This window comes from Paenibacillus sp. SN-8-1, from assembly GCF_050995535.1.
Taxonomy (GTDB): Bacteria; Bacillota; Bacilli; order Paenibacillales; family Paenibacillaceae; genus Fontibacillus.
This window is the reverse complement of sequence record NZ_CP194782.1, coordinates 1,127,088-1,140,800: the sequence shown is the minus strand read 5'-3', so window position 1 is coordinate 1,140,800 and position 13,713 is coordinate 1,127,088. Positions and strand designations below refer to the sequence as shown.

The window sequence follows — 13,713 nt, the reverse complement described above, 5'->3', positions numbered from 1 at the left end:
CGGACCAGGTAATTGAGCTGCATACATGTCTGCTTCCCTGCCCCTACTGGTGCTGTGCCACCGGAAATCAACTCACCTATTGAGGTGCCCGTATTATACTCCGTATTATACTCTACTATAATAAGCCGGGCATCCTACCACATGTCTCCTGGTTGTTATGCATGAAGAAGGCGCCCCGAATTTCATCGAGGCGCCTTCTTAATTAGGTTAACACTTATACGTGCTGATCTCTTTTACAACAATTCAAGCATCGTTTTGATCTTGGAATTAAGCTTCAACGTGTTAAGGATCAGCTGAAGTGCTTCTGCTCTTTCAGCTGTTCCTTGCGGATTCAGTTTCCCGTCACCGCTGCCCTTAATAATTCCCGCTTCAGCGGCTAATTCAATCGGGTCCTTTACCAGCCCGTTCGAGCTTTGTGCAGCTCCTTGGAGGTTAACGATCCTGGACAAAACAACTACCATCTCTTCGCGCGTGATCGTACTGTCCGGCTTAAAGGCTCCATTTCCAGTACCGCTGATGATTCCCGCTTGAGCAAACTGCACGATCGGCTTTTCCGCCCAGTGTCCCTTGACATCCTTGAGCTCGGCCTTATGCGTTCCGCCTACATCAAATATGCGGGCGAGAATCGCAATGAACTCTCCCCTGGACATGTCCTGGTTCGGTCTAATAGTCTTATCTTCGTAGCCTCTAATAATGTTCAGCTTCGTAAAGATATCAATCGTCTGTTCTGCCCAATGATTCTTGGTATCCACAGGAGAGAAGCCAGAGTTCTGATGCTTGAGCGCTTCGTTCACTTTCTTCTCGATAGATAACTCAACATCTGAACCGGATTTAAATACATCTTTCTTGAAGACCTCTACATCCGGCGCTGGAGTTGGCTTTGGTTCTGGTGCCGGCACTGGTGTTGGCACCGGCTCCGGTGTTGGTGTTGGCGTCGGCATTGGTCCCGGCGTTGGTGTCGGTGTCGGATCTGGTGTTGGCGTAGGCGTCGGTGTTGGCGAAGTCCCCTCACCTACTACATGGATATATGGCGCAGAAGTTACACTCGATCCAAACAATGCATCTCCGCTATATTCAGCGGTCAGCGGGTGATCTCCTACCGAAAGATCACTTGTGGAATAATCTACAAATGTATATCCATTCGAAATCCCAAATGGCAATACCGTAAGCTCGGCCAGCTTTGTTGAACCATCCTTAATAATCAACGTCCCATGCATATCGCCAGAAGTACTCGGGCTAGATGCAATCTTCACACGGATCTGTACCTCTTGGCCCGCTTTGGACGGGTTGGGTGAACTTGATACCCTAGTTACTGTAGGTCTAAGCTCCGGCGGATTAACTACAATATTCGAATTGACCTGTTGAGTAACCGATGTAGAGGTACTAACATCGTATTTCGCATCTCCACTATATACCGCAGTAATCGTATGATCCCCGATACTCAAGCTGTTTGTCTTATAAGTGGCTGCTCCTGATGAGTCCAGGGCCACCTGATTCAGCAGTCTGTCCCCTTCTATGAATTGAACATTTCCTGTCGGGATTCCTCCCTCATCCGTTCCTGCCACCGTGGCGGTAAATGTTACGTCCTGATATAGCTTCGACGGATTTAAGGAGCTGGTCAGCGTAGTACTGCTGTTCAGCAGCTCATGCGGGTTATATTTCATTAATGATAATCTGGCCCGTTGCTCATAATCCGAGAAGGCCACAAATGGAGTGCCATTGCCATCAACGGCAATCGAAGTATCTTCAGCATTGGAAGGAGTTAAGCCTGCTTTGCCGACTGTTTCCCAAGCTGCTCCATTAAATTTCATAACCGTTGCTTTGGATGCGTTCAATACATCGGTATAAGCTGCATAAGGCGTATCACCACTAAATACAAAAGATAACGAGGCTGTTCCACCTGCAGAGAACCCGGCTTGCCCTACACTTTCCCATTCTGCTCCATTAAATTTTATAAGGGTTGCCTTTCCATAGCCACGCTGATCAGCATACGCTCCATCCGAGAACATGACATATGGTGTACCGTCTTGGATACGTAAAATAATTGCGCCTTTATTCCCTGCACCAGCGGTACCCTCGGTGAACCCGGGATTCCCAATCGTTTCCCACTCCTCACCGTTGTATTTCATGGCCGTTAATTTGCCGTCATGCGCTAGATCAGAGTAGGCTACATATGGCGTACCGTGATCTACAGCAAGTGAAGGAACACTTATTAAACCTTCCGAGAAGCCGCCGGGACCGACATCAACCCAGTTGCCATCTTCAAGCTTCTTTACAGTGGCCTTGCCTCCCCTGGAGTTATCATAGTCGCTAATCAGAATATATGGGGTGCCCTTATCAACCGCTAACTGCGCATAATTACCGTCAAACGCAGGTCCTACGCTCTCCCATGTGCTGCCATTAAACTTCTTGATTACCTTCTTACCTAGATTAACCTGATCTATATAGATAACGTACGGCGTGCCATGATCCATAACCATTCTTATCCGAGAAGAACGATTGGTTGTAATCGGATCACTGCCCAGCTGTGTCCATGTCCCATCTACAAGCTTAGCTACTGTAACAAGGCCTGTACTTCCATTATCAAAAGCAACGTACGGGACACCATTTATTGTAGTGCTGGACCCGTCTTCCAAAGAACCATTGTCCAAATTTAACGTTTCTTCAACTGACAAGGTATTGTCAGCTGGCACGGTGTCATCAATTACTAACGTTATGTAATCAGCCAAGTCAGTTGTGCTGGACCCAACCTTTTCCCAGCCTGTACCCGCAATAGCCGCATTAGCCTGCCCTGGATAGGTCACTGTGAATAATAGTGTCAAAGATAGAAAAAGAATAGAAAATGACTTCATTATACTTCTCATATAATCCTCCTGCTTCTGTGTTTCTTGCTGCGTTCTTTCTGTACACGGCTGCACTTGATGTTAGTTTTGTTAAGAAAGATAACTATGTACTCATGCCCTAAATTCTCCTTTAGAAATAGATATAGAATAGATATTCGTTATGCTCTTTTATATCGTCATCTTAGTGCTAAATTGTTAGATATTAAGATATCTTACGGGCAAACAACAAGCCGGAACTTTTGGAGAATAGCAAAAAAACCGAAGAAATATTCTTCGGTTATGCATTCAGATTACAATGGAGTATGGCTAAATAATTACGGTCAGCGGGTCAACCTTGAACCGGTTCTCAGCCATCCAGCTTCCCTTTTCATTATAGAGATAAGCCCTGTGAACAAGCACTTGAACCTGCTGTCCTACATGAAGATTCTCCTTCTCCAATGAACGGTAAGTCGTTAGAATATAACCTCCAACCTCAACTTCAACCAGCCACTGGCTGCCGCGGAAATGCAAATGCTTCACGATCCCGCTATCCGTTGCTGACAGCACCTGGAACTCATGCTTTGTCCCTACTTCAATATACTCTGGACGGATCAATGCCTTGGTATCGCTGCCTTTGCTCGCTTCATCAAAGCCCTTCAGCTTGGCCGCATTGTCTACCAAGGTAGATTCACCAATGAACTGGGCTACAAAAGGCGTCGAAGGGTCTTTATAAATATCCCAAGGTGTTCCTTTCTGCTCCAATTGGCCCTGGCTGATAATCATGATTTCATCTGCGACTTCAATAGCTTCATCCTGGTCGTGAGTGACAAAGATTGAGGTAATTCCTACGCGCTCAATTAACTCACGAAGCCAGGAACGAAGCTCCTGACGAATCTTGGCATCGATAGCTGCGAAGGGTTCATCCAGGAGAAGCAGCTGCGGTTCCGGCGCAAGCGCACGGGCAAAAGCTACACGTTGACGCTGTCCGCCCGACAGCTGATGAGGATACCGGTGCTCGAATCCCTTCAGTCCCGTCAGCTCGACCAGTTCCATAACGCGGTCCCGGATGCTATCCTTAGGCGCTTTCTTCACCTTCAATCCGAAGGCTATATTATCAAATACGGTCATATGCTTAAATAAAGCGTAGCTTTGGAAGACGAATCCAATTCCTCGCTCCTGGGGCGTTAAATGGTTCACCCGTTGTCCGTGAAATAGAATTTCTCCAGAATCCGGACTCTCCAGGCCTGCGAGCATCCGCAGAATCGAGGTCTTCCCGCCACCACTGGGACCAAGCAGACCAATTAATTGGCCCTTCTGGATGCCAAAGCTGACATCTTTAACTGCATGGAAAGAACCGAAATGCTTATCCAAATTTTTGACTTCTACGTGCATATCCAATCACGTCCCTTCATCACATCAAGCAGCAGGCTTCACATCTATATCATTGTCCGGTATAGTCAATCACCGATTGAACAAAATTCTCATCAAAATACTAGGTATTATTACTTATCACTTACTTTACCAAATTCCCGCTTCCATCGTCAATTGTTTCGTACGACTTTTCGAGATCTTTTCTAAACGATAGATTTGTTGATTTATTTCCGGATCGTAAAATCTTACAAAATAATGTTTAGATTAGACCGATTTTTGTTAATGATAGAAAGAGAAAGTTACTTTGGCCTCTTGAAATATATTTTTTTATCCAAATCTATTGATCCAGCATGGGTCATACAGTAAGATATAACTAGAACTTTCTACCTATACTACCTGCAAGGAATGATGAAAATGGAACTATTAACAAGCAATTGTCCTAATTGTGGGTCTGTATATAAAAAGAATCTCAGGGACTTATGTACCAATTGTAGTGCTAAACTAGATTATGAGCTTACCCAATGTCTTGACCTGCTTTGGAGATCTCCAAATACATCTACTGACGAGCTGAGCTTAGCAACTGATATAAACAAGTCTGTTATCATTCAGTTTATTAAAGAGGGACGACTGCCAAGGAACTGCAAGAATCTCACTTATCCTTGTGAATGCTGCGGAACTTCGATTCGTCATAACCGTTTGTGTCTTGGCTGCTCGGTCTCATTCAGAGAGGCTGCAGAACAATTGAGTCCTAAATTCCTCATATCTCAGGGAAATGGCTTTATGATGAACCGAAGACGACTAAATGAACAAACATAATACTTAAGAAGAAGCCCTTGGGGGCTTCTTTTTAATTTCCTGTTACTTATATGGAATGAACTAAAGAAATGAGCGTCGATCACGCAGTCTTTAGTTCAATCCATATAGAAGACCAGGTATCCATCTGCTAGATACGCCCGTAGCTTTAGCCGTTATCTATTCTGATGGACGTGCAAATAGTACCGTAATTATTTATGCAAGATGACAAGCAGCCCAGCTCCGCATTGCGGACCGGGCGTAAAAATTTGATAAAGAAACATGCATTAGTATATTAACGTTATGAAGAGTTACAGCTACAGTGATGTATTGGTGTACCCTATTAAAGCGACATAGTAAAAATAAATACGTCTCTCGACGCGTAATTTTAGAGGCTATGACTCAGCATTTTGACATGGGCAATGGCAGCAGGTTGAATCTCTTCAAAAGTAAGATGATCCTGTATATAGAATGAAATGAATCCATGCAGACCCAAAAACATGCTAAGCGGAACCGACGTATGCTGAGCAAAAGGATGGTTTTCTTCTCTCATATATTTCTTCACAATGGCTGAGAACAAATCAAAGCACTTGGATTGCTCTGCCCGGCAATAAGACAGGATCTCTTCATCACGGAGCATAAACATAATCTCGTATTGATGCGGATGCTCCATTCCAAATTTGATAAATTCCAGCATAAGCTGCTCCACCTTGGTTAATCCTTCTACCGGAGGGCTGCTGATGACCTGACGAAACAACAGGTCCACATGATTGAAGTCCTGTACGACAATTGCGTAGAATAACTCGGCCTTCTCTTTAAAGTGATAATAGAGTGATCCGTGGCTGTAACCCAGATGCTGCCCGATACTTCTCATCGATATCGCACGATATCCTTTTGTTATGAACAGATGCCTGGCGGCATCCATAATTCTGTCCCTCGACAACTCCTGTTCCACTGCTCTTCTTGCCATTTCGCATTATTCCCCTTCGATAAAGTAAATCCTCTCACCTTCTGTAATCACGGATTGTCCTTGTGTTAAATCGATCATCCAGGCAGTAAAACTATCAGCCTCTTGATTCTCAGGCAGACATAACAATGTAACTTTATCTGCAAAAGAAGACTGACCTGTTCGCACGCCTCGCGTTCTAAGTTCATTCTCAATCTTGCCAAGCCAAGTATAATCAACTTCGACGTAAATTTGCCGATGCAGGACACGGGTAATTGCCTCCCCGGCTTCTATGGCTGCGACAGCTCCATCGGTATAAGCTCGAATCAGCCCGCCGGCTCCCAGCATAATTCCACCAAAGTAACGGGTAACTACAATAGCCACATTCTTGAGCCCTTGACTGCGGATGACTTCCAAAATAGGTTTGCCGGCTGTGCCGCTCGGCTCCCCATCATCAGACTGCTTCTGGATTTCGTCACGTTCACCAATCATGTAGGCTGAACAATTGTGTGTGGCATTCCAGTGTTCCTTCTTAACCTGCTCAATAAAGGCTATCGCTTCGGATTCCGTTTGGGCCGGCATGATGTGACCAATAAACCTGGACTTCTTGATGACGATTTCTTTGCTGCCGGATTCTCTGACCGTTCTGTATCTCTCTAGCATAGCGTATTACCTTTCAGACGTATGATGATGTGCCAAGAGCAGTCCGGCCGGCTAGTGGCGAACTGCTCTTTGTACACATTTATCTCTTGCTCTTATTTCAGGAATAACTTAGATACTATTCGGAAAGTCTTGCTTCAAGCTCAGCTTTCTCTTTCTCATACCCAGGCTTGCCAAGAAGGGCGAACATGTTCTTCTTGTAGGCTTCTACACCTGGTTGGTCAAATGGATTAACTCCGAGCAGATAACCGCTGATACCGCAGGCTTTCTCGAAGAAATACACCAGATAACCGAAGGAATATGGAGAGAAATCAGGAACGTTAACAATCAGGTTAGGTACTTGACCATCCGTATGTGCAAGCAAGGTTCCTTGGAAAGCCTTCTTATTCACGAAGTCCAGCGTCTTACCTGTCAGGAAGTTCAGACCGTCCAGATCATCTGGATCAGATTCGATCGTAATATGATGATCCACATCCGTCACCTGAATAACAGTCTCAAAGATGTTCCGGTTACCCTCTTGGATAAATTGACCCATAGAGTGAAGATCAGTTGAGAAGTCCACGGACGCTGGGAAAATCCCTTTAAAGTCCTTACCTTCACTTTCACCGAACAACTGCTTCCACCATTCGGATACAAAGTGCAAGGATGGCTCGTAGTTCACGAGAATTTCGGTTACTTTACCTTTACGGTACAAGGCATTACGCACAGCCGCATATTGATAACTTGCATTCTCGGCAAGGTTAGGGTTACTGAATTCTTTGGAAGCATCTGCAGCGCCTTGAAGAATCTGCTCAACATCAATGCCAGCAGCTGCGATAGGCAGAAGACCTACAGCAGTAAGTACGGAATAACGTCCGCCTACATCGTCAGGGATAACAAACGTCTCGTAGCCTTCTTCATCGGCAAGCTTCTTCAGGGCACCCTTTGCGCGGTCTGTGGTTGCGTAGATGCGCTTGCGGGCTTCTTCTTTGCCATATTTCTTCTCAAGCTCTGCACGGAAAATACGGAATGCGATAGCCGGCTCGGTAGTCGTACCGGATTTGGAGATCACGTTAACCGAGAAGTCTTTGCCTTCGATCAGATCAAGCAGGTGCGTTACATAAGTGGAGCTGATATTATTTCCGGCAAATAGAATCTGCGGAGTCTTACGCTTGTCCTTCGGCAAAGTGTTGTAGAACGAATGAGACAAAGCTTCAATCGCAGCACGGGCTCCCAGATACGAACCACCGATTCCAATTACAATCAGCACTTCAGAATCGTTCTGGATTTTGCTTGCAGCCTGACGGATACGCGCGAATTCTTCCTTGTCATATTCTGTAGGAAGGTTGATCCAGCCCAGGTAATCGGAACCAGCACCCGTTCCTTTATGTAACTGTTCATGAGCCACACGAACCGGCTCTGCAAGATTGTCAATTTCATGTTGACCGACGAACGTAAGAGCTTTACTGTAATCAAAAGTTACTTTTTTTGACATAACAAAACTACCTCCGTTTATATTTGTATGGGTTAATCTGCCTATCCAAAAAACAACTAAACCTAGAATACTGTATATTCCAGGTGAAGACAAGGGCACATTGTACACGTTCACCTTGTTGCGTGGTAAAATATTAACCGTAGCACAATTCGACAATAGAAGGTGAATTTTTGATGAAGAAAATCGGATTTATCGGTTTGGGCACGATGGGCGCGCCTATGGTCTCCAATCTGCTCAAAAAAGGATACCCAGTTACTGTATATAATCGCACCAGCTCCAAGGCAGAGGCCTTAGTTAAGGAAAGCGCCACAGCAGTCTCAACGCCCCGCGAAGCAGCTGAAGGGAATGATGTTATCATTACCATGGTCAGCGATGACAATTCAATCGCGGATGTCTACGAAGGGGACAACGGACTCCTCCAGGGACTCCACCCAGGGAGCATTGTGATTGACTGCAGCACCATCTCCCCCTCACTTTCCAGAAAGCTTGCTTCCCAAATCACAGCGCTTGGCGGCTCCTTCCTGGACGCACCCGTTACCGGAAGCTCTCCGGCGGCTGTCAGCGGCACGCTTGTATTTATGGTCGGTGGCCCGGCGGATACCCTGGAGACAACCTCAGACATCTTTGAAACGATAGGTAAAAAGATCCTACATATGGGCGACAACGGAACAGGCTCCGTCGCGAAGCTTGCCCACAATACGATGGTAGGCATCAACAACCTGGCACTTGCCGAAGGCTTCGCCATTGCTTCCAAGTCCGGCCTCCCGGCTGACGCATTCCTTGAACTGGTGCAGCTCGGCTCTGCAGGAAGTAAAGCCGCCGATCTAAAGGGCCAGAAGATTATCGATCATGATTTCAGCAATCAATTCTCATTGCAGCTCATGCTCAAAGATCTTAAGCTTGCTTCTTCCCTGACCGATGGCGCTTCCATCCCGTCTCCCATGCTGAACCTGGCCAAGAGCCTGTTCCAAGCCGGCCAGACCCAAGGCTATGGCGAGGAGGATCTGTCCGCCGTCGTAAAAATCTATGAGAGCTGGATCGGCCAGACGATCGCCGGTAAAAAGCTGTAAACCCACATCACCATTACAAAAGAAGGGTATGCCAACTTGGCTGCCCTTCTTTTGCATTCATACCCAGGTGCTCACTAACCAAGTATCTGCTCCAACCCAAGCGCATCCCGCAGGGACAGCGCCTCACAGCACGAAACAGACAACCCAAAAGCCACCCCTGCACTCATTAAGTTCTCTGCTCCAACCCAAGCGCATCCCGCAGGGACAGCGCCTCCCAGCTCGAAACAAACAACCCTAAAGCTACCCCTGCCACTCACTCAGCTCCCTGCTCAACCTAAGCGCATCCCGCAGGGACAGCGCCTCCCAGCTCGAAACAAACAACCCAAAAAGCAAGCCCTGCCACTCACTCAGTCTTGCTCATCCCCAAGCGCATCCCGCAGGGACAGCGCCTCCTTGCACGCCAGAACGCATAATCCTATGCAGCTTCACCATCACCCCCGCAGACGTAAAGCGTGTCCTGAAAGGACGACAAGCGGCTCCAAAGCACGAATTAAACTCCGTACGCTTTGAAGCCGCTTGTTATGCCAGTCTTTTCAGTTACCAGACCCATCCCCAATGATAGCGGGTCCCGAAGGGACGGCAAGCGATCCTAAGCCCTTCCGAGCTAAGTCCAGCCATCCAATCTCCCTAGGCCCATTTCGGGTGTCCAGAGGGCGTAGCCCTTGGGGCCCTCCCTTGGAAGGGAGGGTTTGGGAGGGTAATTATTTGTATGAGCACAAGTAATCCGTCACTTTACTCACTTCTAGCTTGAATTTACGACCTGCGGGAACCGTGAACTCGCCCTGACCGTTGATTTCTCTCCACTCCGTCTCATCTGGAAGAAGAACCTTCAGATCTCCGGATTGAATCAGCATAACCTCTTCCGTGTCTGTTCCGAATTCATAAGAACCAGGCAGCATGATACCCAGTGTAACTTTGCTTCCATCCTGCAAGTACACGGCACGGCTGGTTACTTTTCCATCAAAATAAATATTGGCTGCTTTATCTACGGTTACATTTTGAAATTGCGGCATCGTTTTCCGTTCCCCTTTTCGGTCGATTGTCGTTTATTACAGTTGAGCTTTAACGTGTTTTACAACATTCTCTACAGTGAATCCATACTCAGCAATCACTTTGTCGCCAGGTGCGGATGCGCCGAACGTGCTGATACCGATAATGGAACCTTTCTCCCCAACATAACGCTCCCAGCCAAACGGATGAGCCATTTCAATGGCAACACGAGCTTTAACATCTGGAAGAATAACAGAATCTCTGTAAGCTTGATCCTGCTTGTCGAACAGATCCCAGCTTGGCAAGCTGATGACGCGAACCTGAATACCTTCTTCAGCCAAAGCTGCTTGAGCTTTAACTGCAAGCTGAACTTCAGAACCTGTAGCGATCAACTGGGCAACCGGCTTGCCATCTTTGGCATCGGATACCACATAACCACCACGTTTGATTCCTTCACGGGAAAGCTCTGCCGTATTCTCAAGCACAGGCAGGTTCTGACGAGTCAATACGAGAGCAACCGGGTTGCTCTTATTCTCTACCGCATAAGCCCAAGCTGCTGAAGTCTCGTTAGCATCAGCCGGACGGATGACAGTCAGACCAGGGATAATACGAATCGAAGCAAGCTGCTCGATCGGTTCGTGTGTCGGGCCGTCTTCACCAACTGCGATACTGTCATGGGTAAGTACGTAAGTAACAGGAAGCCCCATGATAGAAGCCAAACGGATTGCTGGACGCAGGTAGTCTGTAAATACGAAGAACGTACCTCCGAAGATTTTGAGTCCGCCATGAAGAGCAATCCCGTTCATAGCCGCAGCCATACCGAACTCGCGAACACCGAAGTACACATTGCGTCCTTCGTAGCTGTTCGGAGTTAGAACAGGAAGGCCTTTCAAGTGAGTCATTGTGGAGCTTTCAAGGTCAGCAGATCCGCCGAGAAGCTGTGGAACTCCTTTTACAAGACCATTAAGTGCATTACCGGAAGCTACGCGAGTAGACAGCGCTTTGTCCGCGGAAGTGTACTTAGGAAGCTCAGCATCCCAGTTAGCTGGAAGTTCGCCGGCAATAGCTTGTTCAAATTGTGCAGCAAGCTCAGGGAATGCAGCTTTGTATTTCGCAAATTGCTCATCCCAAGCTTTGTTCGCTTCAATACCACGTTTCTTCACGTCAGCAAAGTGCTGGCGAACTTCATCAGGTACATAGAAGTCTTCTTCGTATACCCATTTATAGAATTCTTTGGTCAGCTTAGCTTCTTCAGCACCAAGCGGGGAACCGTGAGTACCGCCGTGGCCGCCTTTACCTTGCTTGTTCGGGCTTCCGTATCCGATTACGGTCTTCACTTCGATAAGAGTTGGACGAGCTGTATCCTTCTTACCTTCTTCAATCGCAGCAGCGATCGCGCTCAGATCGTTACCGTCTTCAACCAGCAAAGTCTGCCAGCCATAAGCGTCGAAACGTTGTCTGACATTCTCGGAGAAGCTGAGGTTAAGCTCACCGTCAAGAGAGATATCGTTGGAGTCATACAGGAAGATCAATTTGCCCAGCTTCAAGTGACCTGCAAGGGATGCAGCTTCAGATGATACACCTTCCATCAAGTCTCCATCGCCGCAAATGCCATAAGTATAGTGGTCAACGACTTTGTAGCCGTCTTTGTTATATGTTGCTGCCAGATTCTCTTCAGCAATAGCCATACCTACTGCCATCGCAATACCTTGACCCAGTGGTCCAGTTGTAGCATCTACGCCGGCAGTGTGCCCAAATTCAGGGTGTCCTGGAGTTTTGCTTCCCCATTGACGGAACTGCTTCAAATCATCAAGGGACAGATCATAACCGCTCAGGTGCAGCAAGCTGTATAGAAGCATCGAACCATGTCCAGCGGACAGCACGAAACGGTCGCGGTTAATCCAGGTTGGATGGTCCGGATTGTGATTCATTGTTTTTGCGAACAGTTGATAGCCCATAGGAGCAGATCCCATCGGCATGCCCGGGTGACCGGAGTTTGCTTTCTCAATCGCGTCGATAGACAGGGTACGAATGGTGGCAATCGACAAATTATCGATTACGTTGTTGTCAGCGATATCCTTGATTTGATCAGCCATTACTTTGTTTCCTCCTCAAATGTCTTTAGATTAAGTTTGATTTTATGGATCAAACATAACGTCCAAATTGAAAAAGTCATTTTGACTTATTTATGCATTGTACCACAATTAAGGGCTCCATTTCCAGACTGTCTGTCCATAAATCCCATGAAACGTGTTTTTTCGCAGTTTTTCGCACAAGAATTGTACATCCTGACAGAATGAGCAAAATCCTACCTGATTACAACTTCCCTAACTTTGACCAAACTATACTATACAAGAAGAACGGACTGCTCCGTTCAAAAGTTCAAAAAGCCTCATCCGAGCCGGGATGCATATCGCACACCCATGTCACCCTTGATGAGGCCAAGTCATTACTAATGATTTCAACCCGCTTTACCTGATGATGAAGCAAAATGAAGTCCCATCACGCCAAGGACAATTAATGCAACACAGATAATTTTCAACAGATTAATTTGTTCCCCATACAGGAGTATACCCGCAGTCGTAATCAACACGGTGCCAAGGCCTGACCAGATTGCATACGCCATGCTGAGTTCGAGTGTTTTAACCGCGAAGCTTAAGAATGTAAAGCTGCATCCGTAAAAAACAAACATGAGGATCGAAGGCATTAGCCTTGAGAATCCTACTGAATATTTCATAATCATGGTACCGGTAAGTTCCAGAACAATTGCAGCACCTAAGTATAACCAGCCCATTGGCTTCATTCCTTTGATATATATCCTAATTAATGATAAGAGCATCGTAAGAGGTTATTGTTTCTTTCGCGCCGATCAAACTGCCGTTTCTGTTGATTCCAATCGTAACCGCCATGCCTGCGTCAAACCCCATCTGCATGTCCCCGCCAGTATCACCAACTAATACGGTCCTGTTTGGGGCAATCCCCAGTTCTCTGCAAGCCTTATAGACAATTTCCGTAGATGGCTTTCCTTCAGATACAAGGTCACTACCGATGATCGTCTTGAAGTAGCCATCAATGCCTATTAAGCTTAGGTGTTTGACCGCTTCATCCGTTTGATCTGCGGTAACTACACCGAGCGGCACGCCCAGTTCGTTACATTTACCCAGAAAACCTTGCAGCCCCTGCACCGGAAAGACTGGGCGCTCACGTTCAATATACTGCGAGGCTTTCATCCGGAAATTACGAATTTTAGCTATAGCCTCATTCCATGCTAATCCATGCTTGTACAGCTGCCAGGCAAGTATCCCTTCAATTTCCGGAATTGAAGCAATCGATAAAGGTCCTCCCAGATCATATCCGGTTATTTGGCCTTGTTCATCCATTTCTATTCCTAACCATTCACACCTAACTTCAAGTGGAACCGGGAATTCTCCGCTGCGGATTGCTGCTGCAACCTGGTCTGTCATGATCTGTGCCCATCCGCCCCATAGAGGGAGAAATTCAATCAGTGTACCATCTTTATCAAATAATATGCCGTCTACTTCATATTCCCGGCCTGAGACTATCAACTTTGGCATTCCCGGCTCCCCT

10 protein-coding genes are annotated in these 13,713 nt (G+C 46.7%); 1 reads left to right on the top strand and 9 read right to left on the bottom strand.

Annotated elements, in window-relative coordinates; genetic code table 11:
* Positions 1-233 precede the first annotated feature (233 nt).
* The 5 genes from ACRRNK_RS05360 to ACRRNK_RS05340 all read right to left on the bottom strand — a co-directional run bounded on the left by ACRRNK_RS05360 (position 234) and on the right by ACRRNK_RS05340 (position 8,065).
* Entirely contained in the window at positions 234-2,864 is a 2,631-nt protein-coding gene (locus ACRRNK_RS05360) for an Ig-like domain repeat protein (protein ID WP_433945763.1), read from the bottom strand.
* 285 nt (positions 2,865-3,149) lie between these two features.
* Positions 3,150-4,214 (bottom strand): sulfate/molybdate ABC transporter ATP-binding protein, encoded by a 1,065-nt coding sequence (locus ACRRNK_RS05355; protein WP_433945762.1) that lies wholly within the window; start codon positions 4,212-4,214, stop codon positions 3,150-3,152.
* A gap of 1,159 nt (positions 4,215-5,373) precedes the next feature.
* A complete protein-coding gene (locus ACRRNK_RS05350) occupies positions 5,374-5,955 on the bottom strand; it encodes a TetR/AcrR family transcriptional regulator (protein ID WP_433945761.1) in 582 nt (193 codons plus the stop codon).
* Between the two features lie 6 nt (positions 5,956-5,961).
* Positions 5,962-6,594 carry a YigZ family protein gene (locus ACRRNK_RS05345; RefSeq protein ID WP_433945760.1) on the bottom strand — a complete coding sequence of 211 codons (633 nt, stop codon included), beginning with the start codon at positions 6,592-6,594 and terminating at the stop codon, positions 5,962-5,964.
* Between the two features lie 115 nt (positions 6,595-6,709).
* On the bottom strand, positions 6,710-8,065 hold the full coding sequence (locus ACRRNK_RS05340; protein ID WP_433945759.1) for a glucose-6-phosphate isomerase: 1,356 nt from the start codon (positions 8,063-8,065) through the stop codon (positions 6,710-6,712).
* A gap of 173 nt (positions 8,066-8,238) precedes the next feature.
* On the opposite strand from ACRRNK_RS05340, the gene ACRRNK_RS05335 reads away from it, so the two are divergent.
* Positions 8,239-9,135 (top strand): NAD(P)-dependent oxidoreductase, encoded by an 897-nt coding sequence (locus ACRRNK_RS05335; RefSeq protein ID WP_433945758.1) that lies wholly within the window; start codon positions 8,239-8,241, stop codon positions 9,133-9,135.
* 701 nt (positions 9,136-9,836) lie between these two features.
* Here the strand turns inward: ACRRNK_RS05335 and ACRRNK_RS05330 are convergent.
* The 4 genes from ACRRNK_RS05330 to ACRRNK_RS05315 all read right to left on the bottom strand — a co-directional run bounded on the left by ACRRNK_RS05330 (position 9,837) and on the right by ACRRNK_RS05315 (position 13,700).
* Entirely contained in the window at positions 9,837-10,148 is a 312-nt protein-coding gene (locus tag ACRRNK_RS05330) for a pyrimidine/purine nucleoside phosphorylase (protein ID WP_433945757.1), read from the bottom strand.
* A 36-nt stretch (positions 10,149-10,184) separates the two neighbouring features.
* On the bottom strand, positions 10,185-12,221 hold the full coding sequence (tkt, locus tag ACRRNK_RS05325; protein ID WP_433945756.1) for a transketolase: 2,037 nt from the start codon (positions 12,219-12,221) through the stop codon (positions 10,185-10,187).
* 365 nt (positions 12,222-12,586) lie between these two features.
* Positions 12,587-12,919, bottom strand: coding sequence for a DMT family transporter (locus ACRRNK_RS05320; RefSeq protein WP_433945755.1), 333 nt, complete (start codon positions 12,917-12,919; stop codon positions 12,587-12,589).
* Between the two features lie 25 nt (positions 12,920-12,944).
* Positions 12,945-13,700, bottom strand: a complete 756-nt coding sequence (locus tag ACRRNK_RS05315) for an HAD family hydrolase (protein WP_433945754.1) — start codon at positions 13,698-13,700, stop codon at positions 12,945-12,947.
* Between the last annotated feature and the right edge of the window lie 13 nt (positions 13,701-13,713).